The organism is Actinophytocola sp., assembly GCF_049647105.1.
GTDB lineage: Bacteria > Actinomycetota > Actinomycetes > Mycobacteriales > Pseudonocardiaceae > Actinophytocola.
On sequence record NZ_JBARWZ010000052.1, the window covers coordinates 1 to 24,266 of the forward strand.

Here is a 24,266-nt window from a genome sequence, read left to right on the forward strand (position 1 = left end):
ACGCCGAGCACCCGCACCCGGCTCGCGTGCAGTTCGCGGGCGAGGCCGACGTAGCTGACCGCGCTGCCGCCCGCGAAGGGCACGCACACCAGCGTGCACACGGGGTCGGCGAGCGTCCGCCCGGCCGCCGAGGTCAGATCGACCAGCAGGTCGCGCTGAGTGTCTTCCCGCGTGCGCAGGTGCCTGGACAGCGAGCGGACGGTCGGGTGGGTCAGCAGGTCGCGCAGCGTGACCGCGCCGCCAAGCCTGATCGCCACCTTCATCGCGGCGATCGAGTGCCCGCCGATGTCGAAGAAGTTGTCGGTCGCGCCGACCTCGGCGGCGTCGATGCCGATCACCTCGGCGAACGCCGCGACCAGTGCCCGCTCGTCGTCGTCGGCGGGTGGCTCGACGGTCCGCGTCACCGGCACGGCCGCCGCCGCGTCAAGCAGGGCCGCCCGGTCGACCTTGCCGTTGCCGGTAAGGGGAAAGGCGTCGAGGCGCCGCACGGAGTCCGGGTGCATGTAGCTCGGCAGCGACGTGGACAGCCCGTCGCGGACGGTCGTGACGTCGAGGTCGGCCGATCCCGTGTAGAACGCCGCGAGCAGTTTCTCCGCACCTCGCGCCCGCACCACGACGACCGACGAGTCGACGCCGGGCAGCTGCCCCATGGCGCCCTCGATCTCCGACAACTCGATGCGGAAGCCACGCACCTTGACCTGGTGGTCGATCCGCCCTGCGCAGTCCAGCACGCCGCCGGGCAGCCAGCGGCCGACGTCGCCGGTGCGGTACATCAGCGCGGACCGGTCGTCGAGCACGTTCGGCCGGAACGCCGCCGCCGTGCGCTCGGCGTCGTTGACGTAACCGGCACCGACGCCGACGCCGGTCACCACGATCTCCCCGTAGGTGCCGATCGGGCAGCGGCGGTTCCACCGGTCCACCACGTGCAGGCCGGTGTTGCGCACGGCCCTGCCCACCGGCACCCGGTCGCCGTCGACGGCCGCCGACAGGACGTGGTGGGTGACGTCGTCGGACGCCTCGGTCGGCCCGTACGCGTTGACCAGCGGGACATCGTAGGCGCCGAACCACCTGCGGGTCAGGCCCGGCGGCAGCGCCTCGCCGGTGACCAGGTTGTACCGCAGCGCTGGCAGGGCGACCGGGCGCACCTCCGCCTCCGCCAGCATCGCGTCCAGGTAGGACGGGACGACCTCCAGGACGGTGATCCCCTCGGCGGCGACCGTGTGCAGCAGTGCGCGCGGGTCGGCGAGCACGTCCTGGCCGATGACGACGGTTCGGCCACCGACCAGCCAGGCCGCGACCAGCTGCCACACGGAGATGTCGAAGCACTGGGTGGCGGGCTGCGCGATCCGGTCCGCCGAGGTGAGGTCCAGGTCGGCGACCTTGGCGAGCAGGTGGTTGAGCATGCCGTCGTGCCGGATCACCGCGCCCTTTGGCTCGCCGGTGGAACCGGAGGTGAAGATGATGTACGCCGGGTCCTCCGGCCGCGGCCGGGTGGCGGTCCTCGGCGGGTGGGCGGCGCGTGCGGCCGCCGGGGTCAGGATGGCGGGCACCTCCCCAACGACCGCCGTCAGCGCCGTCCGCACGGCCTCGGCGGCGCCATCGTCGACGAGGACGTGCTTACTGCCGGACCGGCGCAGGACCGACCCGAGCCGCTCGGCGGGGTAGGACGGCTCCTGCGGCAGGTACACCGCGCCGAGCTTGAGGATCGCCAGCACGGCGACTCCCCAGTCGACACCGCGGTCGAGCAGCGTGGTGACCACGGTGCCCGCCGTGACCCCGTTGCCGGTCAGGTGGCCTGCCATCCGGTCCGACGCGTCGTCGAGATCGCGGTACGTGAGACGGGTGTCGCCGTGCTGGAGGGCGACCGCGTCCGGCGTGGCCGCGGCCTGGGCGGCGAACCGGTCGACGAGCGTGCCATCGGGTAGCCGGTGCGCCGGACCCGCGAACTCCTCGGCCAGCTCCGCCGAGCCGAGCAGGGTCCGCGCCAGCACGCTGTCGTCCGGCGCGGCGGCGAGCAGCCCCAGCGCACTGGCGTAGTAGCCCGCGATGCGGGCGACCTGCTCCGTGTCGAACGCGTCAGCGTGGTAATGCAGCGACAGCGCCACTTCGTCGGTGATGGCGTCCTGCGAGAACTCCGCGCGGAACGGGAACTCGGTCTGAGCGTTGACAACCGAGCGGACCATGCCGAAACCGTCCCGTGTGGACAGATCCTTGAGCACGTGGAAATGGGTGAAGTTGAAGACCGACTCGAACAACGCCTCCCGCGCGCCGGCCGCGCGCTTCATCTCCACCATCGGGAAACGCCGGTACGGCAACAGTGCGGTCTCCACCCGGTAGACCTCGCGGACCAGCTCGGCCCACGTCCGGTCCCCGACCTCGACGCCGAACGGCACGGTGTTGAGGAAGAGCCCCGGCAGCCGCTCGCCGCCAAGCACCTCGGGACGTCCGCTGTGCTCGTAGCCGGTGAGCACGTCGTCGGTGCCGGAGACGAACGCGAGCACCGCGGCGTGCGCGGCGAGCAGCACGGACTTGACCGGCACCCGCAGCGCGGCCGCGGTCGCCACCAGGCCGCCCGCCGTCTCACCGGTCAGCTCGACGTCGTGGATCTCCACCCCGGCCGCCCCGCCGGTGCGGCCCAGCCGGGGCAGCCGCGTGCTGTCGAACCGGCCGACCACGTCACGCCAGTACGCCGACTGCCGAGATGACCCGACCGCGTCACGTTCGGCCCGGACGAAGTCGGCGTAGGTCACTGGCAGGTCCGCCACCGAGGGAGCCGTGCCGTCGAGCAACGCGAAGTAGGTCTCGAAGACGTCGCGGTGGATCGTGTTGACGCTCCACCCGTCCAGGGCGGCGTCGTGATAGCTGAGCGTGTACTGGTAGCCGCGGTCGCCGAGCAGGTGCAGGTGCACCCGCACCAGGTCCGGTGCGCCGGGTGAGAAACCGTCGGCCAGCTCGCGTGCGGCGAACGCGTCCAGCCTGGCGTCCTGCTCGGCCGTGGACAGCGCCGCCAGGTCGACGACCGCGCACCGGGCCGGCGCGCTGCCGTGCACGACCTGGACGGGCTCGCTGAACCCGGCCAGGTGGAACGACGTGCGCATGATCGCGTGCCGCGCCGTGACGGCGCCGACCGCCGCCCGGAACACGGCAACGTCCACCGCGCCGTCGATGTGGTAGCTCAGGATGTCGTGGTAGAGCCCGCTTCCCGGCTCGGCCCGCGCCGCCTCGTACATCAGGCCGACCTGGAGCGCCGACATCGGGTAGGCGTCGATGGCGTCCTCGGGCAGCAGCGCCCGGTCGGCGTCCGCGAGCAGGGTGAACGGCCGTGCCGGGGCGTCGGTCGCCGCCCCGGGGTCGCGGTGTGCGACGACGGCGACCAGTTCGGCGATGGACGGGTTGGCGAACAGTTCCTGGAAGGTGAAGTCCAGCCCGGCGGCGCGGGCGGCCGCCAGCACGGCGATGAACTTGATGGAATCGCCGCCCAGCGCGAAGAAGTTGTCACCGACGCCGACCAGGTCGACGCCGAGCACGGACCGCCAGATGTCCGCGAGCGTCCGTTCGAGGCCGGTGCTCGCGGCGACGTGGCCGGCTCCGCCGCCGGTGCGGTCCGGCGGCGGAAGCGCGCCGAGATCACGCTTTCCGTTGTGGTTGGTCGGGATGGCGTCGACCTCGACGACCCACTGCGGCACCATGTAGGAGGGCAGTTCGGCGGCCAGCGCTGCGGTGAACGCCGCCCGCTCGAACCCCTCCCCTGGCACGACGTACGCGCACAGCGCCTTGTCGCCCGCGCTGTCGGCGACCGCCGCGACCGAGCAGTCGGCCACGGCGCCGAGCCCGCTCGCGACGTGCTCGATCTCGCCGAGCTCGATGCGGTAGCCGCGGATCTTCACCTGGGTGTCGATCCGGCCCAGGTACTCCAGCACGCCGTCCGCCGTCCACCGGGCGAGGTCACCCGTCCGGTACATCCGCTGCCCCGGCGCCAGCGGGTCGGCGACGAAACGCTCCTCGGTCAGCTCGGGGGCGTTGAGGTAGCCGCGGGCCAGGCCGACGCCCGCGATGCAGAGCTCACCGGGCGTGCCGACCGGCGCGATCTCCCCCGCGGTGGTCAGGACCCGGAGCGCGATGTTGTCGATCGGGCGGCCGATCGGCACGGGCCGCCGGGGGTCGGCGTCCGCCGTGTCGTAGCTGCTGACGTCGACCGCGGCCTCGGTGGGGCCGTAGAGGTTCACCAGGTCGGCGTGCCCGAGAAGCGCCCGGAACCGCATGGCCTGTCCCGTGCCCAGTGCCTCGCCGCTCGCGAACACGGTGCGCAGGCTCGACAGCTCGGCCGTGGCCGCGGTGATGTCGACGGCGTCGACGTAGGTCAGGAACGCCTGCAGCATCGAGGGCACGAAGTGCATCGTCGTCACGCCGTGCGCGGCGATGTGCTCGACGACCCGCTCCGGGTCGCGCTCGGCACCCGAGGGCAGCGTGACGACCGAGGCGCCCGCGATCGACCACCAGAAGATCTCCCACACCGAGACGTCGAAGGTGAACGGCGTCTTGTGCAGGATGACGTCGCCGGGGCCGATGGGGTGGGCACGCTGCATCCACACGAGACGGTTGACGATCGCCCGGTGCTCGACCATGACGCCCTTCGGGCGGCCGGTGGAGCCGGACGTGTAGATCACGTAGCAGAGGTCGCCCGCGCCGGTCACCGGGACCGGATCGGTGTCCTCGGCGGCGGCGGAGGCCGGGTCGTCGAGGTCAACGAACACCTCGACGGCACTGACCGCGCCACGGGTGCCCGCGTCGCCGACGACGATGCGGGTGCCGCTGTGGCCGAGCACGTAGTCGATCCGGTTGCGGGGCAGGGTCGCGTCGACCGGCAGGTAGGCACCGCCCGCCTTCAGCACGGCGTGGATCGCGACCAGTTCCCTGCGCGACCTCGGCAGGCAGACCCCCACGACGTCGCCAGGCCCGACGCCGAGCGCCCGCAGGTGGTGCGCGAGCCGGTTGGCCTCACGGTTGAGTGCGTCGTAGGTCGTGCCGTCGTCGGCGATCGCGACCCGGCCGGGGTGGCGCCGCGCCTGTTCCTCGAGGAACCCGTGCAACAGCGCGTCCGCCGGGAACTCCATGGCGGTGTCGTTGAACCCGGCGAGTGCCAGCGTGTCGGTGGCGTTCGCCGGAAGCAGGCCGGTGACGTCGGTGCCCGGGTCCGCCAGCACGGTCGCGAAGAGCCAGGCGTAGTCGCCCGCGAGGCGGCTCGCGGTCTCCTGCGCGAACAGGTCGGCGCGGTAGGCCAGCTCTACCCGGTCACCGGCGACGGTGAAGCGCAGCGGACAGCCATCGTCCACCCCGAGCGCCACGTCGGTGGGACGCACCCCCGCCCGCTCGTACACGAGCCAGAACGGGATGCCCGCGTGCGCGGCCGCCTCGAGGTAGGCGGCGCGGGTCGCGCCGAGCAGCTCGCGGAACGTCCCGGCCACCTCGACGGTCACCGGAAGGGCCGAGACGGCGGCGTCCGCCGGGGCCGCCGCGAGCACCGTCACCCGCCCTCGGTCGGTCGCCCTGGCGGTGACCATGGCGAGCACGGCCGTGTGGAGCACACGCAGCAGCGTCGGGTCGCCGCCCGTGACGCGGGCGGCCGCCGTGCACGCGGCCGGGTCGAGACCGGCGGAGCGGACCGTCACCGGCTCGTCGGCGTCCTGGCCGAGGTGGTCGCGGACGAGCACGGTGGGCTCGCCTGTCTCCGCGACGATCCGCTGCCAGTGGTCAAGGTGCTCGGAACCCGTGATCAACTTGCGGTTCTGCTCGAAGATCGTGGTCATGCCGGGTGCTCTCCTAGAACGTGAAGTCCGCGGCGGACACGGACACCGCGACGCGGGCCGGGGTGAACACGGGCGCGTCCCCGCCATCGGCCAGCTCGGTCAGCGCCGTCACGCACTCGCCGAGCAGGTAGTCGGCGGAGGCGGTGTCGTACAGGTCGGTGGCGTGTTCGAGGTCGAGCACGAGCCGGCCGGGCCGCCGGTGGACCTGCAGGTTCAGGTCGAACCTGGTGGTGCCCGGATTCACCAGGTCCACGGAGGCGTCCAGGTCCTCGGTGGCGAACTCGTGGAACCCGAGGTCCTGGTAGGCGAACAGGGTGTCGAACAGCGGATTGCGGGCCGGGTCCCTCGGCACCCCGAGCGCCTCCACTAGCCGCTCGAACGGGAAGTCCTGGTGGGTGAGCGCGTCGATCTGGGACCGGCCGAGCCGGACGGCCAGCTCCCCCAGACTGGTCGGGTCGTCGATCCTGGCACGCAGGCACACCGTGCTGACGAACATGCCTGCCACCGAGTCCAGGTCGGGGTGCGTACGGCCGCTGACCGGCGTGCCGACCACCAGGTCGCGCTGTCCACTGACCCTGGCCAGGGTGGCGGTCCAGGCCGCGAGCAGCACGGCGAAGGTCGTCGTGCCGAGGCGCCGGGCGACCCGGTCGAGTTCGGCGACGCGTGCGGTGTCGACGGTCCTGGTGGTCACGGCACCGCGCATCGCACGGGTGCGGCCCCGGGGCCGGTCGGTGGGCAGGTCAAGGCCGGCAGGCGCGCCGGCGAGCTCGGCACGCCAGAACGTCTCGTGGGCCGGGTCGGGACGACGGTCGCGGCTCCACCGCGCGGCGGCGGCGTAGGACACCGCCGGAGTACCGGGTTCTCTGCCCTCGTAGCGGTCGAACAGCTCGGCCAGCAGCACCCGCAGTGAGATGCCGTCCATGACGATGTGGTGCGCGTCGAGGTACAGCTCGTGCGTGCCGGGGCCCGTCGGCGCGACCAGCCCCCGGATCAGGGGTGGCTGGTCCAGCAGGAAGGGACGGACGAAGTCCGCCACCACGTCCTCGGGCAGCTCCGGCGGGCAGGCCAGCTCGGCGGTGACAGGCGCGGCGGCCTGGCGCACGCCGTGCTCGGTCAGCGTGAACCGCATCCGCAGCGCGTCGTGCCGTGCCACCAGCGCCCGGAACGCCGCGTTCAGTCGTGCGACGTCAAGCGGCCCTCGGATGGTCACCCGGACCGGGATGTTGTAGGCGAGAGAGCCGGGGTCCACCTGCCACAGCGCGTACATGCCGACCTGCTGCGGGTGCAGCGCCACCGCGGCGCCGTCGGTCACCGGCGGGATCGGTGCCACGACGGCGTGTCCCGCCGACGCCACCGTGGCCGCCATCGCGGCGAGGGTGGGGGCGGCGAAGGCGTCCGCGAACGTCAGCTCGACACCCAGCTGCCTGCCGATGCGGCCGATCAGCACCCCCAGCGTGATCGAGTTGCCGCCGATCTCCGTGAACGACGCGTCGGCGGGGATCGTCGCGGGGTCGACGCCGAGCACGGCGCCCCACAGTTCGGCGAGCGCCTCCTCGGCCGGGGTGTGCGCCGCCGGTTCGGCGGTCGGCTCGGGCAACGCCCGCACGTCGACCTTTCCGTTGGCGTTCAACGGCAACCGGGGCAACGTGAGCAGCTGGTCCGGCACCAGGTAGCCGGGCACCCGGGCGGCCATGGCCCCCCGCACCCCGGCTGCCGCCATGCCCGTCGCCACGACGTAGCCGACCAGGCGCTTGTTCTCGGCCTCACCCGCGACCCGCACGCAGGCGTCGGTCACCCCGGGCACCGCGAGCAGCGCGGCGGTCACCTCGCCCACCTCGACGCGCTGGCCCCGGATCTTCACCTGGTCGTCGGTGCGCCCGTGGAAGTGCAGCAGGCCGTCCGCGTCGGCGTGCACGGTGTCACCGGTGCGGTAGTAGCGTTCGCCGTCGATGACGACGAAGCGTTCCCTGGTCAGCTCCTCGTTGTTCAGGTAGCCCCTGGCGAGCCCGGCGCCGCCGGTGTACAACTCCCCCGCCGCGCCGACGGGAACCGGCCGCCGCCGCTCGTCCAGCACGGCGACGGTCGTGCCGGGGATGGGGTAGCCGATCGGCACCGGCCCGTCGACACTGTCGTCGATGCGGTACGTCGTGGTGAACGTGGTGTTCTCGGTCGGCCCGTAACCGTTGTGCACGGCCAGACCGGGATGCCTGGCACGCAGGAGCCGCATGTGCCGTGGCGAAAGTACGTCGCCGCCGGTCAGGAGGGTCCGCAGCGGCGCGAAGATCTCGACATCCTCGTCGACGAGCTGGTTGCACAGGGCGGAGGTCAGCCACGCGACGGTGACACCCCGCTCACGCAGCTCCGCGCCGAGCCGTTGTGGCACCAGGCTGGTCTCGCGGTCGACAACGCACACACGGGCGCCGCTCAGCAGCGCACCCCAGATCTCCCAGGTGGAGGCGTCGAACTCGAGCGCGGACATGTGCAGGAACCGGTCGTCCGGCGTGATGTCGACGTAGCCGGGACGGGCGGCGAGCCGCACGATGCCGCGCCGTTCGACGAGCACGCCCTTCGGACGGCCCGTGCTGCCCGAGGTGTACATGACGTAGGCCAGTGCCGACGGTGGCACCGGGACCAGCACGCCCTCCTTGGCGGCGAACTCCGCGACGGACCGGACCAGCACGTCGTCCGGCGCGGCGGCACGGACGGCAGCACGGACGGTGGCGGCGCCGTGGTCGTCGCACAGCACGACCCGCACCCGGCTGTCGTCGATCAGCGCGGCGATCCTGGCGGCCGGGAACGCCGGGTTGAGCGGGACGTACGCACCGCCCGCGAACACGATGCCCAGCATCGCGACGATCGCGTCGGGCGACCGCTCGAACGCCATCCCCACCAGGGTTTCCGGTCCCACCCCGAGTTCGGCGAGACCAGCGGCGACCCGCGCCGCCCGGTCGTGCAGCTCGCGGTAGGTGATCGCGGCACCGGCCGACTCGACGGCGACGGCGTCCGGCCGGGCACGCACCTGCTCGGCGAACAGGTCGACGAGTCCTGCGCTCATCACACGCCCCCCACGAGCGGCGAGATCAGCTCACCCGGCCGGACATCGGGCTCGCTCGGCCCGGGTCGAAGCGACGCGAGGAACTCGGCACCGAAGTGCTCGGCGACCCACATGTCGTTGTAGATCGTGTCCAGGTACCGCTCCCCGAGATCGGGGGAGATCGCGACCGCGCACGTGGCGGGCCCGCCGTTCGCGGCCAGCCAGCGCTGCGCGCCCACCAGGACCGTGCTGGTCGACCCGCCGAAGAGGAAACCGGCCCCGGCCAACGTTCTGCACATCCTGATGGTGTCCAGTTCGGCCACCATGACGATGTCGTCGATCACCGACTCGTCGACGATCTCGGGGCGCTTCCCGGTACCCAGCCCGGGAATGTAGCGAGGCGACGGCAGTCCGCCGAAGGTGACGGACCCGATGCTGTCGACGGCGATCACCTGGGCCGGGTGCCCGATGTCCCGGAGATAGCGGGCGCACCCGGTGAGGGTGCCGGTGGTGCCCGCGCCGACGAAGAGCACGTCAAGGCCGGGCACGCGGCGGACGATCTCCGGCGCCGTCGTCGTGTAGTGCGCGCGCCAGTTGTGCTCGTTCGCGTACTGGTTGAGCCAGACGTAGTCCGGGTTGTTCTCGCACAGGTGCCGCACCCGCCGGAGGCGGCTGCCGAGGAAGCCGTGGTCGCCGTCCGGCTCGGTCACCACGATCACCTGGCCACCGAGTGCCTCGATCTGCCTGCGGTTCTGCACGCTCGACCGGGGGTCGGTCACACACACGAACCCGTAGCCCCTGCTCGCGGCGACCACGCTCAGCGCGACCCCGAGGTTGCCGGACGACGACTCGACGATCACCGAGTCCGGCCGGAGCCGGCCATCGGCCTCGGCGGCGGTCACCATCGACACCGCGGCCTTGAGCTTGACCGAACCCGCGAAGTTGAAGGACTCGCACTTGACGATGACCGGCCGATCGAGCACCTCGCCGAGGTCGACGTAGACATCGTCGGCGTTCAGGTCATACGGACGACGAACGTACCCCACTCGAGCACTCCCCGTCTCTCCACTACGTTGACGAACGGCTTTCGCGCAGTGGTTCACCGCTGACGCGTTCGGTCCCCGACGAACCGGTCACGCGGACCCGGCAACCCTCGGACTCGCGACAGCGGGACCGGTGTTGCCACCTCAGGTTCTCTCCCGCCGATCGCGCACCGGTTTAACTGCGGTCGCACACCGATCCACCGGGCAGGCCCGCGTTCGCACGAACCGGGCGTGCACGGGCACGGACTCCCGTACAGTGCGGCTGACCGATCCAGGGGTGGAGGTCACGGGCTGTGAGCGGATACGAGGTTGAGCTCGGTCAGCTGCGGGATGCCGCCGCCGCTGCGGGATCTGCCGCGGACCAGGCCAGGGCGGTGAGCCCGGGTACCGGCTTGGACGCGATCGCGGTGGCATTGCCAGGTGGGGATGCCGCGAAGAACGCGCCCACCCTGGCGTCGACGTTCAATGAGCGCGCGAACGGGTGGTCGGGCGAGATCGACCTGTGGAGCGAATCGGTCACGTCGTCCGCGAAGGCGTATGCCGAGAATGAGGGCGATGCGGAAAGGGCTTTCCGGAAATGACTGTCGGCTACGATGACGTCCGCACATGGGACGCGGAGGCGCTCGACACGTCAGCCACCAACCTGCGTGGGCGGCGGGACAAACTCATCGGGCTGCAGGACGAGCTCGATGACGCCGGGAAACTGCCTGGCTGGCACGGCGTTGCGGGAGAGCGCGCACGTGGTTCGCTCGGCGACACCCGGAACAATGCCGAGATCCTGGTCGCGGAGCTGTCCGCCGTCGAACGCGCCATGAAGGACGCGTCGGACGACGTGTCCGCCCTGAAGAACCGGGTCGCCAACAACGACTCCCTCGCTGACACCTACCAGTTCCGCATTGCCAACGACGGCGCGATCGTGGACAACAAGCCGGCCGACCCCCCGCCGAGGTCGCGGTTCGAGGCCGAAGACCAGGCCGAGACCCAACGGCACCGCGAAACCATCAGGAAGCAGCTGGCGCAGGAGACCAAGGCGATACTCGCCACGGCGAACAACATCGACGCCGCCCTCGCCAGGGTGATGCAACTCGCGCAGGACCGCAAGATCAGCGATCACGGAGCGAACACCCTCGCGGACGCCAGGCAGGGTGGGGAGATCGACGCCCAGGTGGCCGAGATGGAGCAGTCGCTGCGTGACGCCGGCCTGCTGACCGGGCCGCCCGTGTCCGGCCACTACCGGCAGTGGCTCGAGAACGCCGTGCGCCGGGGCGTGTCGATCGACACGATCAAGGAAATCGCCGCCGAACACCACATCACGCCGGAGGACTTCGAGATCCTCGACGGGATGGAGGAGATCCGCGAGGACGAGGACGGCGACGGGACCTTCAAGTCGTACTTCCTGATGCCGACCGACATCAGCGGGGACGACGCCGCCTCGGCGGTGCGGATGACCTACATCATGAACGCGGGCACCGACTACGGCACCGAAGGCGAAGCGACCGACTTCGGTCCGACCCCGTACGGCTCCGAGGAGCTGCGGCGGATCACCGATCGGCAGCGGGAGAACTCCTGGAGCTACGACGATGATGTGGGGTTCGTGCACGGCAACGGTGGACGGCTGGTGACCACTCCGAACGGCATGATGATGGGCCTGGGAGGGAACCTCATCCAGGACCAGTTCAGCCAACAGGGCGGAACCACCTGGGGCGACACGTTCATGCTGAACATCGACGACCCGCAGGATCCGGCGCAACAGCTTCGCGAGGCGGCGAAGTCGGGCCATGCGTGGTACGAAGGCGATGACGGCCCGTACCGAGGCGCTCTCGACATGGACCGGCTGCTGCACCACGAGGAGCGCCACTCCCAGCAATGGGCGCGGGAAGGCTACACGGGCTTCCTCGCCTCCTATGCGTGGGAGCGGGCGACCGGCGGCAACGAGACCGAGGACGACGCGGGACTTTCCGATGGCGGATATCGTTAGGTGGTCGCGTGTCGCCTGCGCTGCCCTACTCGTGGTGGCGGTAACCGTGGCATGCGACACCAAGGCCCAGTACGCGCCGTCGCTGCCACCGGCGGCCGGGTTCCGCGTCGAGGACGGCGTACTGAAACTGTGGACGGGCACCCCGTGCCACGGCGTCACCGGCCTGACATTGATCTTCGACTCCGGCACGCGGGAGAGCACGGAGCAGGTGTGGACCGCGCCGAAGCCGGGAGTGCTGGTGGAGCGCATGGACCTTCTGAGGGTGCCCGGGGCAACGCCCCCGGACACCCTTGGTCCTCTCCAGGTCCAGAAACCACTGCCTGCGGACTACGACTGGACCAGGGCAGGCTCGATCGCCTTCTCCGTTGACGGACCGGAGGCGTACGGTGCCAGGGTCGACGTCGCCCAGGTGCTGCGCGAGTCGGCCCAGCACCCGTCCGGGAGCTACCTGTTCGGCCAGCGCGGCTGGCTGGAGGCATCGGACGTCCGCCGCGAGAACCAGAAGTCGTTCCTGACCGTCTGCACTCCCGACCCGGAGTGATCGCGGCACGCCAACCCGCGCGATGGGCAAGGGATGGCGAACTGAGACGTCCGTCCTGTTGCGCGACGCGGCTTTTCATGGCCTGTGTGGATGGATTGCTGTTGCGTGAACCGGAATTTCGTGTCCTCTGTGGCAGGTCGATAGCGTCGGATTCATGGAGTGGAGCTTTCAGCCGGCCGAGAAGCTCGTAGCCGCGTTGCGTGCCGGCGCGGTGACCTCGGTGGAACTGACCGATGAGGCGATTGCCCGTATCGAGCGTGACGACGAGGTGATCAACGCGATCTGTGTGCCGGACTTCGACCGTGCGCGGGCCGCCGCGCACCGTGCCGACCAGGCACGCGCGCGTGGCGAGGACCGGCCGCTGCTCGGCATTCCCATGACGGTCAAGGAGCCCACGGGCCGGTCCCCCGACGGCCTGCCGGTCGGGATACAGCTCATCGGCCCGATGTTCGAGGACCGCACCCCACTACGGCTGGCCGAACTCCTCGAGCACAAGACGGGCGGCTTCCAGCCACCCCGGTAGGGGCACAGCCGACCGGGACAGGATGGCGGCCGGGCAGTAGGTTGCCAGGGTGAGTCTCCTCGATGATGTGGCCGAGCGCGACGGCTGGCGATGCTGGGTGTGCGACGAACCGGTCGACCCCGACATGTCGGTGAACGACCCAAGAGGGCCCAGCGTCGACAGCCGGACCGCCGACCGGAAGGCCAAGGTCGCCGAGCGGCTCGCGCACCGAGGGTGCAACACCCGCAAGGGCGCGGTCAAGGTGGTCATCGCCTGGCCGGACCGCCTGCACGTGGCCGAACCCGCACCGCTGATCACTGTCGCCGGCAGGCTGGAGCGCAAGGGCGGCCGCGAGATGGTGGCCCGCTGCCCGACCAAACAGGACGCCCAGGAAGCGGCCGACTGGCTCGTGGACCGGTTCTCCCGACTGGTACCAGGACTGCCGGTGACCGCCGCCGTCGAACCGGGCGGCGGCCAGTTCCTCGTCATCCTGACCACCGGCCGCCGCTGACCGGGCTCACCAAGCGCGCCCCTCGCGTGGAGCGGTCATGGTCATCGATCCTGCCACCGGTACGAGAGCGAAATGAGCTGGTCCCCCTCTTGTCCGGGGTGACATCCTGGCGCGCATGGACCACCTCCAGCGCCTTACCAGGGCCGCCATCCGCGAGAGGCTTGGTTACACAGTCGGGTCGGATCAGCTGATCCAGATGGCCCTCGACGCGTTGATGGCCGACCTCGACACGCCCGCCCTCCGCCGGCTGGCCGGGCTCAACCGCAACGAAGAGGCCGAGGCCCACGACCTGTTCGATCAGGTCATCCACGAACTCGAACTCGCCCCATCACTGCCCGACAATCCGACACAGGCCCGTTGGGAACTCGTCCGCTGGTGGTGCCGTCTCATCGTCGACGGCAGCCTTCCACCCGAAGAGGGCGGGCGACTCATCTGGATAGAAGGCTGGGAGAAGCTGGGGCACTCTCCCGCATTACTGCCGCTGATCAGCTCGGTGTGTGGGTATGAAGACTGGAATGAGGACTTCACCGATCCTCGCGAGACCTGCCTGGAGTACATCGTCACCGACGCCAGGCAACTCCTCACCGGCCCGTGGCCGCCCACGAACACCCCGGACGCAGTGACAGAGGGACACTCGCAGTCGTGAGCGGAGCCCCCTGCGGCAGATCGACCGCGATTGTCTAAGAGTGGAACAGGGTTTCGCCCCAATGACCGTTCTCCGACACGCCGGGTGGCACCGCGAAAAGGCCTGAGCCGGTGTGCTCCAGGTATTCCATCATGGAGTCCTTCGAGGACAGTGCCTTCTGCATCGGGACGAACTGGGTGGGGGAGTCCTTGTTGAAGCACACGAAGAACAGCCCCGCGTCGAGGTGTCCGAGACCGTCGGTGCCGTCGGTGAAGTTGTAGCCTCGGCGGAGGATCCGGACCCCCTTGAGCTGCTCCGCCGACGCCAGGCGGATGTGGGCGTCCTCCGCGATCACGGGGATGCCGCCTTCGCCGCGTACGTGCAGGTCCGGTTCGTCGAACTCCGCCACCTGGCCGAGCGGGGCACCCACGCCCTTCGTGCGGCCGACGATCAGTTCCTGTTCCGCGAGCGGGGTGCGGTCCCAGATCTCGATGTGCATGCGGATGCGTCTCGCGACCAGGTAGGTACCGTCCACCAGCCAGTCCGGGCCGTCGGCCTTCCCCACCCAGACGTGTTCGGCCAGGGCGTCCGGTTCCTCGGCCTTCAGGTTTCTCGTGCCGTCCTTGAAGCCGAACAGGTTTCTCGGGGTGGCCTGGGTCTTCGACGTGGACGACGTGCGCCCGAAACCCAGCTGGGACCAGCGGACCGCCACCTTGCCGAAGCCGAGCCGGACCAGGTTGCGGATCGCGTGCACCGCCACCTGGGGGTCGTTCGCGCAGGCCTGCAGGCAGATGTCGCCGTCGGACCGCGCCGGATCGAGGTCGTCCAGCGGGAAGGCCGGGAGCGGGGCCAGCGCGGGCGGTAGCTGATCAGCCAGCCCGAAGCGGTTGTCGAAGAGGGACGCGCCGAAGCCGATCGTCAGTGTCAGGGCCGATGCCGGGAGGTCCAGCGCCTCGCCCGTGTCCGCCGGCGCCGCCTCCGGGAGACCGCCCACCGCCCCGTCCGGCTTGGCTTCGAGCCCCCGGGTCATGCGTTCGGCGGCTCTGGTCCAGTCCTTGAGCAGTTCCACCAGTTCGGCGCGATCGTCGGTCCGCACGTCCAGTGCCACGAAGTGCATGCGGTCCTGGGCCGGGGTGATGATCCCGGCCTGGTGGCGGCCGTGGAACGGGACCGCATCGGCCGCCCCCGACGTCGTGGTCACCGGGTCACCCGACAGGGCCTGAGCCGTCAGCGCACCCGCGGCGGCGCCGGCACCGGCCACCGCCGCGCCGGCGCCGACCACACCGAGGAGCCTGCGCCTCGACAGTTTCCCCGGCTCGGTCACTGGCCCGCCACCACCTCGGCCACCTGGCTGATCGGCTCACCAAGTGCGTCGACGGCCTCCGACATCTCCTTGATGTCGGCCGGTGTCAGCTCCGTGTACAGCTTGAAACCGTCGCCGGCGCGGTGCTTCTCCAGCACGGCGTCGACCGCCGCGAACCGCTCGTCCAGTGTGGTCAGGAGCTTCGGGTCGCGGTCCTCGATCACCGGGCGCAGTGCCGCGATCGCCGCCTGGGAACCGTCCACGTTGGACCGGAAGTCCCACAGGTCGGTGTGGGAGTAGCGGTCCTCCTCGCCGGTGATCTTGCCCGTCGCGACCTCGTCCAGCAGTTCCTTCGCGCCGTTGGCCAGCTGCAGTGGCGTCAGCTCCACCGTCTTGGCCCGCGCCGCGAGGTCCTCGATGTCGGACTGCAGCTGGTCGGCGATCGCGTTCGAGTCGGGCTGCAGGCCCGTGGTCCACAGGTCCTTCTCGAGGCGGTGGTAGCCGGTGAATGCCATGCCGGGGTCGAGCGCGTCCTCGCGGCCGTCGACCTTGGGGTCGAGGTCACCGAAGCTCTCCGCCACCGGCTCGATGCGCTCCCAGTAGATGCGCGACACCGGGAACAGCGCCTTGGCCTTGTCGACGTCGCCGTCCTTGACGGCGGTCGTGAACTCCTTCGTCTTGTCCACCAGCGCACCGGCCTGCGAGTTCACGTAGCGCTGGTAGCTCTTCGTTGCCTCGGCGAGCTGCTCATTCTCGTCGGTGGACTTCTTCGCGTCGCCGGTCACGGTGAACGCGTCGCGGATGCCCTTGCCCTGCATGCCCGGCTTGCACGCCGTCTCGTACTTGCCGGAGTCGGTGACCTCGATGATCAGCCGCCGGGTCAGGCCGGGCGTGACGTTCTCGACCTCGCCCATGATCCGGTCGCCCTCGGCGTACAGGTAGAACTCGGTGACACGGCTGCCCTTGTTGGTCACCTCGAAGGTGATCGTGCCCGCGTCGGCGGTGCCGCGAGCCACCTCGCACTTGTCGTCACTGGCGGACACGGCGATGGCGCCACCGGACTTCTCGGACGGTGTCGCGGTGCCACAACCGGTCAACACGACGGCCGCGAGGGTTACGACGACCGCCGTACGGGTCGAAATCACGAGTTCTCCTTGACGGGGACTGCGGATGGGACGGAAGAGACCGGCGCCGGTTGTTCCTTGCGCGGCCACAGGAAGACGGTCAGCACGACCGCCACGTAGAGAACCCACACGACGGCCTGCAGGACCGTGGTCTGGGCGGAGTAGTTGAACAGGCCCTTCAGCAGGGCGCCGTACCAGGAGTCCTCCGGCAGCGGGCCGGACAAGTCGAACGCGAGCGTGTTCAGGCCCGGCAGCACACGCGCTTCCTGCAGGTCGTGCAGGCCGTAGGCGAGGATGCCCGCCGCGACGAACACCAGCAGCACACCGGTGTAGTTGAAGAACTTGCCGAGGTTGAACGTGATCGCACCGCGGTAGATGAGCCAGCCGAGGACGACCGCGATGAGGATGCCGACGATGAACCCGATCAACGGCTGGTGCGTGCCACGCTCGGCCGTGCGCACGTTCGCGTAGAAGAACGCCATCGTCTCCAGGCCCTCGCGACCGACCGCGAGCAGCGCCATCACCGCGACCGCCACCGGCCCGACCGCGAGCGCGTCGGACAGCTTCCCGCGCAGCTCCTTCGCGAGCGTGCGGGCCGTCGCCCGCATCCAGAAGATCATCCAGGTGACGAACCCGACCGCCACGATCGACAGCGACCCACCGACGATCTCCTGCTGCTCGAACCGCAGCTCACCGATCGTGTACGCGACGAAGGTGCCGATCGCCACACAGATCAACAGCGCCGCCGCCACCCCGCCCCACACCCACTTCAGCGACGACCGCTGCTCCGACTTCACCAGGAACGCGATGAGGATGCTGACCACCAGCGCGGCCTCGAGCCCTTCACGCAGCCCGATGAGCAACGCGCTGAACAACATGACGACCTCCAGAAACTTCTCCAACCACGCAGAAGTTAACTGAGCCTGACCTTACCTGTCGACAGTGACCCCCGATACACCGGCTGACCTGCGGTTTAGCTCCACACTGCGACAGCACGACAAAAAGGTAAAGCGGGATTTACTCGCCCATTTTGTACCATTAATCCCATATATGCCTGGGTGGCTCCCGGACCCGCCACCAGCACGTCGCCGCCCGGCCCCACCGTTCCGTTGGGAGCGGTGGGGCCGGGCGGGTACCGGGTCAGCGAACGGCCGGCACCGTGAACGTGGCCGGACCGGCGGGCAGTTCCACCCCGTACAGGCCGAGGTAGTCGTCCAGGTACGGCGCCCTGGCGCCTTCGGTCGCGGTGTCATCGGCCGGGTCGTCCAGAGCCAGGTCGAGCCGCGCGTCCCTGACCTTGATCGTCTCGCGGGAGGGCGTGTCGATCCAGTCGCTGTGCGGGCCGGCCTGGATGGTGCCGATCTCGACGGCCAGGACATGCCCCGCCGCCAGGGTCCAGTCGGCCGACCTGAGGTCGAAGGCCGTCCTGCCCGAGCTGAGTACCGAGACCTGCTCGTCGAACATGACGGCCTTGCCGTCCGGGGCGACGTCGTACAGCTTCACCATGACGTTGCCGTTTCCCTTGGCGTTCACGGAGAGCTTCGGCGTGCCGGTGATCCGCGTGGCCTTCTTCAGCGGCTCGGACCTCTGGAAGAAGCTCGCCCTGCTCTCGGCCTCTCCTCCGTGGTCCACATAGGACCCACCATCGAGCCGCAGCGCGGCGGATCGCTCCACGACCGGCCACGTGTCCTGGGCGCGCCAGGTGCCGGTGCTGTCCTGGATGGCGTAGGCCGGGTACTCGACCGACGGCTCGATGCCCTTGAGGTACTGGTCGTAGAAGGACATTGTCTCCTCGTACCAACCCGTGCGGCCCATGGCGAGCCGCCCGTCCGCGAGGACGTCGTCACCGCGCACGTGATCCCACGGACCAAGCCACCCGCGCTCGGGACCCTCGTGGTTGTCGAGGTACTCCTGCATTCCCTCGGGCTCGGTGTTCCACTCGAGGAAGCCCTGGGTGAACAACAGCGGCGTGTCGGTGCCCTCGGCCCGCTTCGCGAGGTCACGGGTCTGCCAGTACTCCGACTCCTGATCGGCGGTCTGGTACCCGGCGATGTTGTCCGCGAGGCATTCCAGATGGGTCTCCTCGTACCTGGAGTTGGCCAGGTAACGGGCGTCGTCGTCCGGCAACTGGGGCATCATGACGAGCCCGTTGTAGAAGGTCGAGATGCCGACGATGGTCGTGCGGGGCACACCGTTCGAGCGGATGTCCCGGTACGGGTCCCAGATGGGTTCCTGCGCGACGACGGCCTTGAGCGCGTCCTGGTTCAGGTTGTTGCCGACCAGACCGGTGATGGCGTCGTAGGACTTGCCGTACATGCCCACGGCGCCGGTCGACCACGGCTGGCTCGCGGCCCAGTCGATCGCCGCCTTGACGTCGGCCTGCTCGCCGTCGCCGACGAAGTCGAGACAACCGGTGGAGCCGCCGAAGCCGCGCAGGTCGACCCGGACGAAGGCGTAGCCGCGGGCGAAGAGGTCGGTGCCCTCGATGAACTCGTCGAAGCGGTCGGAGGGCCCGGTGTGCGTCCAGTCCTTGGGCGCCAGGTCTCCCGCATGCGAGAAGTACGGGCCGACCGACAGGATGACCGGCACCTTCTCGCCGTCGGGCAGGTCCTCTGGCAGCAGGACATCGGCGTGCAGTTCGGCGCCGGAACCGTCCGAGGACGGGAAGTAGTGCTGCGTCCAGGCCCCACCCTCCGGGACCCGGTCGTTCTGCTCGTGCGTGATCGGGTCGCTGCCGGTGGCGGGTGGTGCCGCCGCGGCCGCCGGGCCGGCCAGCGCGCCGGTCAGCGCGATGGCGGCGGCGAGCACGCAGGCCGTACGAAGGTTGCGCATGAGTCACTCCAGAGTGTTGGTGGTTCCCAGCGGAACGGCCGGGACGCGAGCGCGATGGCGACGACGACCCAGCTCAGGGTCGAGGTCTTCCCCGCCCCGTTCGTGCGAGCAACGCGTAGAGCTCTCCGCGACGAACCTGGAAGGACAGATCCCGGACGGCGTGGAAGTCGCCGTAGGTGAGGTTCAACCGTTCGACTTCGATGACTGGCGTGGAGGTCATGGCACTGATTCCAGTCGCAACGGCGCCGGTCCGGCAGTGCGACCACGTCACCACTTCGCGATGACGTCTCCTCGACGAAGACATGACGTGGCGTCACTGGTACCACCACGGGTTCCGAACGATACTGGTCAGGAATCCGCTGATCGACCATGTCGACCATGGAGAACCGCATTGGACACCGGCTCACCGCGCACGCTGGCCGCGCGCGCCGAGGCGACACGGGGACGGCTGCGCAGGCTGAACGTCGGCACGCAGCTGGCTGTCCTCGTTCCGGTCGGGGCGCTGCTGATGATGGGCGACGCCACAACCTGGTGGGACGCCGCCGTCCTTGTCACGGGCGTGGCGGCGGCCGCGGTGGCTATCGTGCGGTGGAAGGAGAAGACCCTCTCCGGCGTGGCGCTCCCCTGCCTTGCCGTCACCGCGGCGGTGTGGGTGTTCGGCGTACTGGTGGCCGACAGCACGACGGCGTTCTATGGCCTCACTGTCGTGGGTCCCATGATCGTGCCGCAGCTGCCGCACCACCGGATCGTGGCGGCCCTCGGGCTGGTCGCCTTCGTCGCCGGGGTGGGCGCGACGAGGTTGCTGGTGTCGCAAGAGGACATTCGCGGCGTTCTGCTCGACTACGTCTTCGTCCCCGCGGGTGTCGCCGTGGTGTCGATTGCCTTCATGTTCGCCAACCAGGCGTTCTACAACCTCATGGCGGAGGTGGAGGAGGCGCGGGAACGCGAGGCGGAGCTGGCCGTTGCCAGGGAACGTATCCGGTTCGCCAGCGAGCTGCACGACATCCAGGGCCACACACTCCACGTGGTGAAGCTGAAGACCGCGCTCGCCGAGAAGCTGGTGCGCACGGACGCGGACCGCGCGGAGGAGGAGCTGCGGGAGATCCGTGCACTCGTCGGCGACACCATCAAGCAGACCAGGGAACTCGCATACGCGCAGCGGCGGCTCAACCTGTCCGCGGAGCTCGAGAACGCGAAGAACCTCTTCGAGGCCGCGGGAATCCGGGTCCGCGTCGTCCGCGAGGCCGAGGTCGACGCCCGCGCGAGCGAGCTCCTCGGCCAGGTCCTCCGCGAGACGACGACCAACATCCTGCGGCACGCGCAGGCCGGGCAGGTGCGGATCACACTGTCGGGGGCGGGCATAGTCATCGTCAACGACGGCGCGCGGCGCGAGCCGCTGCCGGAGCTGAGCGGACTCTCCACTCTCCGGGACCGGGTGGCGAGCGACGGAGGCGAACTCATGGTGTCACAAGAGGACGGCCAGTTTCAGACCGCGGCGACGTTCCCGCACCTGCGCACCGAGGAAGCTCGGGGGTCTCGATGACCACCGTGGTGCTCGCCGACGACGAAGTCCTGCTGCGCAAGGCACTTGCCGCGTTGCTCCCGCTGGAGGGCGACATCGCCGTACTGGCCGAGGCAGAGGACGGCGAGGAAGCCGTGCGGGCCACACTCCAGCACCGGCCGGACGTGCTCGTCATCGACCTGGAGATGCCCAATGTGGACGGTCTGGCCGCGGTCGCGGAGATTCGCCGTGCCCGGCCGGACCAGGTGATCCTCATGCTGACCCGCCACGCGCGACCCGGTGTGCTCCGCAAGGCACTCAGGCTCGGCGTACAGGGCTTCGTCAGCAAGTCCGCCGAGCCTGCGCACATCACGACGGTCATCGCCACCCTCCACCGGGGCAAGCGGTGGATCGACCCGGACGTGTCGGCGCTGGCGGTCGTCGACGACTGCCCACTCACCGACCGCGAGATCGACGTCCTGCGCGCGACCAGGGAGGGCTACTCGGTCGCCGACATCGCCGCGCAGCTCCACCTTGCCCAAGGCACCGTGCGCAACTACCTCTCGAACGCGATGCAGAAGACGCAGACGAAGACCCGCCACGAAGCCGCCCGCTACGCCCGTGAACACGACTGGCTGTAGGGCCGGTCAGTACCACATCCCGGCCCAAAGCGATATGCGACGAACCGGGCAGCGCCGTTGGACCGGACAGGCGTGTGCCCAACCGGCCAGGTGGACGGACCATCGACGACTTTCGCGCGCCGGACAGTGTGGATCCATGCCTGGCGGTTACTGCTTTCGCGGGACGATGTTGACCAGGCGCGGTGCCCGCACGATGACGGTCTGGATGTCCGCGCCGCGCAGGGCGGTGGTCACCTTCTCCGACGCCAGCGCCAGTGCGCGCAGCTCGTCCTCGGAGATGTCCGGGGCCACCTCCAGGCGGTCGCGAACCTTGCCCGCGACCTGCACGACGCAGGTGACCGTCTCCTGGGCGACGAGCGCGGGGTCGGCCATCGGCCAGCCGTACTCGATGACGGACGCGTCGCGGCCAAGGCGTGCCCATGCCTCCTCCGCGGTGAACGGCGCGAAGCAGGACAGCATGCGGGCCAGCGCTTCTGTGCCTTCGCGGACCGCCGGGTCGGCCGCGCCGGGGCCGCTGTCCACGGCCTTGCGCAGCAGGGAGGTCAGCTCCATCAGGCGGGCCACGGCCACGTTGAGGCGGGTGCCCTCCATCAGCCGGGTGGTCTCGTCGACCAGGCGGTGAACGCCCTGGCGGGTGGCCAGGTCACCGGTGGCCAGGTCGACGTCCTTGCTCGCCGGGTCGAGGTCGCCCGCCAGCCGCCACACACGCGCCAGCCACTTCACCGACCCGGTCGGCGAGACGTCCGCCCAGTCGATGTCCTCCTCTGGCGGGCCGGCGAACAGCATGGTCAGGCGCACCGCGTCCGGGCCGAACTCGCCCAGCTGCTCCTGCAGGTTGACCAGGTTGCCCAGGGTCTTGCTCATGGCCTTGCCGTTCATGATGACCTGGCCCTGGTTCGTCAGCCGCGTGAACGGCTCGACGAACGGGACCATGCCAAGGTCGTGGAAGACCTTGGTGATGAACCGCGCGTACATGAGGTGGCCGGTGGCGTGTTCCTTGCCGCCGACGTAGTGGTCCACCGGCAGCCAGCGGCGGACGCCCTCCGGGTCGAACGGGCCGTCGGTGTAGTCCGGGTTCGGGTAGCGCAGGTAGTACCAGGACGAGTCGACGAAGGTGTCCATCGTGTCGGTGTCCCGCTTGGCGGCGCCGCCGCAGGACGGGCACGCCACGTTGACCCACTCGGTCGCGCTGGCCAGCGGCGAGATGCCACCCGAGGGGCGCAGCTCGTAGCCGGACTCGGGCAGCTTCACGGGCAGCTCGTCGTCGGGCACCGCGACCTCGCCGCACGCGGGGCAGTGCACGATCGGGATCGGCGTGCCCCAGTACCGCTGCCGGGACAGCAGCCAGTCACGCAGGCGGTAGACCACGGTGGTCTCGCCGACGCCGTCCCGGGTCAGCTTCTCGGCGGTGGCCGCGATCGCCGCGTCCTTGCGCAGGCCGTCGAACTCACCGGAGTTGACCAGCACACCGTCGCCCGACGTGGCGACCCCGGTCTCCGCCGGGTCCGCCTCGCCGGTGTCCACGACGACCCGCACCGGCAGGCCCATGGCCTTCGCGAAGTCCAGGTCGCGCTGGTCGTGCGCGGGCACCGCCATGATCGCGCCGGTGCCGTACCCGGACAGCACGTAGTCCGCGGCGTAGATCGGCATCCGCTCGCCGTTGAGCGGGTTGATCGCGTACCGGCCAAGCGGTACGCCCGTCTTGGGCCGGTCGGCGGCCAGCCGCTCGATGTCGGTCTGGGTACCCACCTGCCTGCGGTAGGCCTCGAACGCCTCCCGCTGCTCCGGTGCGCACAGTTCGTCCGCCAGCTTCGCGTCCGCGGCCACCACGAAGAACGTCGCGCCGTACAGGGTGTCCGGCCGGGTGCTGAACACCCGCACCGGCTCGTCCCGGCCCTCGATACGGAAGTCGATGTGGGCGCCCTCGGAGCGGCCGATCCAGTTGCGCTGCATGGTCAGCACGTCGTCGGGCCAGCGGCCCTCGAGCTGCGCCATGTCGTCCAGCAGCCGCTGTGCGTAGGCCGTGGTGCGGAAGAACCACTGGGTCAGCTCACGCTGCACGACCTCGGCGCCGCAGCGCTCGCACTTGCCCTGGATGACCTGCTCGTTGGCCAGCACCGTGTTGTCGTTGGGGCACCAGTTGACCGGCGAGGCCCTGCGGGTCGCCAGGCCCTTCTCGAACATGCGCAGGAACAGCCACTGGTTCCACCGGTAGTACTCGGGGTCGGAGGTGTGCAACCGGGTCCGCCAGTCGAACGAGACCCCCAGCCGCTCGAACGACTCGGCCTGCACGTCGATGTTGGCGTAGGTCCAGTCGCGCGGGTCCAGGTTCCGCTTGAACGCCGCGTTCTCCGCGGGCAGCCCGAACGAGTCCCACCCGATCGGGGTCAGCACGTTGTTCCCGCGCAGCCGGTCGAACCGCGCGATGGCGTCGCTGATCGAGTACACCTCGCCGTGCCCCATGTGCAGGTCGCCCGACGGGTACGGGTACATGCTGACCACGTACGAGCGCGGCCGGTCGTCACCATCGTCCTTCGTGAGGCCGCGCGCCTCGAACACGTGCCGCTCGCGCCACACCCGCAGCCACTTCTCGACGATCGAATGCGGGTCGTACCCCTCGGGCTCGGTACGGCCGTCGGGAGCGGTGTTCTCCTGCACGTGCATCTCTCAACCTCATCGCGGAACGCGGGAATGTGATGTCCACCAGGTGGGGCGCCCGCAGCGAGCACGCTGTCCACCTGTCTGACAGGTCACCGGCACAACGGGCCTCCGCCACGCTGACTGTGCCGGCTTACGCCCAGGTCAGCGCGGCCTGATAAGGCGC

General features: G+C 70.0%; 15 protein-coding genes and 2 pseudogenes. 8 read left to right on the forward strand and 9 right to left on the reverse strand.

The window, feature by feature from the left end; translation table 11 throughout:
* The 3 genes from WBA97_RS06885 to sbnA form a co-directional block, all read right to left on the reverse strand.
* On the reverse strand, window positions 1-5,807 hold a 5,807-nt coding region (locus tag WBA97_RS06885), incomplete at its 3' end, for an amino acid adenylation domain-containing protein (RefSeq protein ID WP_424229860.1).
* 13 nt (window positions 5,808-5,820) lie between these two features.
* The gene (locus WBA97_RS06890) at window positions 5,821-8,862 is read right to left on the reverse strand and encodes an amino acid adenylation domain-containing protein (RefSeq protein ID WP_424229861.1); all 3,042 of its coding nucleotides are present in this window, start codon (window positions 8,860-8,862) and stop codon (window positions 5,821-5,823) included.
* Complete coding sequence (gene sbnA / locus WBA97_RS06895) at window positions 8,862-9,887, reverse strand: 2,3-diaminopropionate biosynthesis protein SbnA (protein WP_424229862.1); 1,026 nt, start codon at window positions 9,885-9,887, stop codon at window positions 8,862-8,864. Before sbnA ends, WBA97_RS06890 begins: the two co-directional genes overlap by 1 nt.
* A 290-nt stretch (window positions 9,888-10,177) precedes the next feature.
* On the opposite strand from sbnA, the gene WBA97_RS06900 reads away from it, so the two are divergent.
* The 6 genes and pseudogenes from WBA97_RS06900 (at window position 10,178) to WBA97_RS06925 (ending at window position 14,062) form a co-directional block, all read left to right on the forward strand.
* The gene (locus WBA97_RS06900; protein ID WP_424229863.1) at window positions 10,178-10,465 is read left to right on the forward strand and encodes a hypothetical protein; all 288 of its coding nucleotides are present in this window, start codon (window positions 10,178-10,180) and stop codon (window positions 10,463-10,465) included.
* On the forward strand, window positions 10,462-11,862 hold the full coding sequence (locus WBA97_RS06905) for a hypothetical protein (RefSeq protein ID WP_424229864.1): 1,401 nt from the start codon (window positions 10,462-10,464) through the stop codon (window positions 11,860-11,862). The genes WBA97_RS06900 and WBA97_RS06905 overlap by 4 nt, the downstream gene beginning before the upstream one ends.
* 34 nt (window positions 11,863-11,896) lie before the next feature.
* On the forward strand, window positions 11,897-12,403 hold the full coding sequence (locus WBA97_RS06910; protein ID WP_424229865.1) for a hypothetical protein: 507 nt from the start codon (window positions 11,897-11,899) through the stop codon (window positions 12,401-12,403).
* 154 nt (window positions 12,404-12,557) lie between these two features.
* Window positions 12,558-12,794, forward strand: a pseudogene (locus tag WBA97_RS06915) (amidase family protein); the annotation flags it as partial.
* A 181-nt stretch (window positions 12,795-12,975) separates the two neighbouring features.
* Window positions 12,976-13,416: a hypothetical protein gene (locus WBA97_RS06920; protein WP_424229866.1), complete on the forward strand. Its 441-nt coding sequence runs from the start codon at window positions 12,976-12,978 to the stop codon at window positions 13,414-13,416.
* Window positions 13,417-13,531: 115 nt separating this feature from the next.
* Window positions 13,532-14,062: a hypothetical protein gene (locus WBA97_RS06925; RefSeq protein WP_424229867.1), complete on the forward strand. Its 531-nt coding sequence runs from the start codon at window positions 13,532-13,534 to the stop codon at window positions 14,060-14,062.
* Window positions 14,063-14,096: 34 nt separating this feature from the next.
* Here WBA97_RS06925 and efeB read toward each other — a convergent pair whose 3' ends face one another.
* From efeB to WBA97_RS06950, 5 genes and pseudogenes are all read right to left on the reverse strand, one after another.
* A complete protein-coding gene (gene efeB / locus WBA97_RS06930; protein WP_424229868.1) occupies window positions 14,097-15,365 on the reverse strand; it encodes an iron uptake transporter deferrochelatase/peroxidase subunit in 1,269 nt (422 codons plus the stop codon).
* The gene (gene efeO / locus WBA97_RS06935) at window positions 15,362-16,486 is read right to left on the reverse strand and encodes an iron uptake system protein EfeO (protein WP_424229880.1); all 1,125 of its coding nucleotides are present in this window, start codon (window positions 16,484-16,486) and stop codon (window positions 15,362-15,364) included. Before efeO ends, efeB begins: the two co-directional genes overlap by 4 nt.
* Entirely contained in the window at window positions 16,486-17,346 is an 861-nt protein-coding gene (gene efeU, locus WBA97_RS06940; protein ID WP_424229881.1) for an iron uptake transporter permease EfeU, read from the reverse strand. The genes efeO and efeU overlap by 1 nt, the downstream gene beginning before the upstream one ends.
* Window positions 17,347-17,608: 262 nt before the next feature.
* Complete coding sequence (locus WBA97_RS06945) at window positions 17,609-19,300, reverse strand: CocE/NonD family hydrolase (RefSeq protein ID WP_424229869.1); 1,692 nt, start codon at window positions 19,298-19,300, stop codon at window positions 17,609-17,611.
* A 65-nt stretch (window positions 19,301-19,365) separates the two neighbouring features.
* Window positions 19,366-19,520 (reverse strand): annotated as a pseudogene (locus WBA97_RS06950) (ABC transporter ATP-binding protein); the annotation flags it as partial.
* A 171-nt stretch (window positions 19,521-19,691) separates the two neighbouring features.
* On the opposite strand from WBA97_RS06950, the gene WBA97_RS06955 reads away from it, so the two are divergent.
* On the forward strand, window positions 19,692-20,843 hold the full coding sequence (locus tag WBA97_RS06955) for a sensor histidine kinase (protein WP_424229870.1): 1,152 nt from the start codon (window positions 19,692-19,694) through the stop codon (window positions 20,841-20,843).
* Window positions 20,840-21,442, forward strand: a complete 603-nt coding sequence (locus WBA97_RS06960) for a response regulator (protein WP_424229871.1) — start codon at window positions 20,840-20,842, stop codon at window positions 21,440-21,442. The genes WBA97_RS06955 and WBA97_RS06960 overlap by 4 nt, the downstream gene beginning before the upstream one ends.
* Before the next feature lie 147 nt (window positions 21,443-21,589).
* Here WBA97_RS06960 and leuS read toward each other — a convergent pair whose 3' ends face one another.
* Window positions 21,590-24,106, reverse strand: coding sequence for a leucine--tRNA ligase (gene leuS, locus WBA97_RS06965; RefSeq protein WP_424229872.1), 2,517 nt, complete (start codon window positions 24,104-24,106; stop codon window positions 21,590-21,592).
* Window positions 24,107-24,266: the final 160 nt, after the last annotated feature.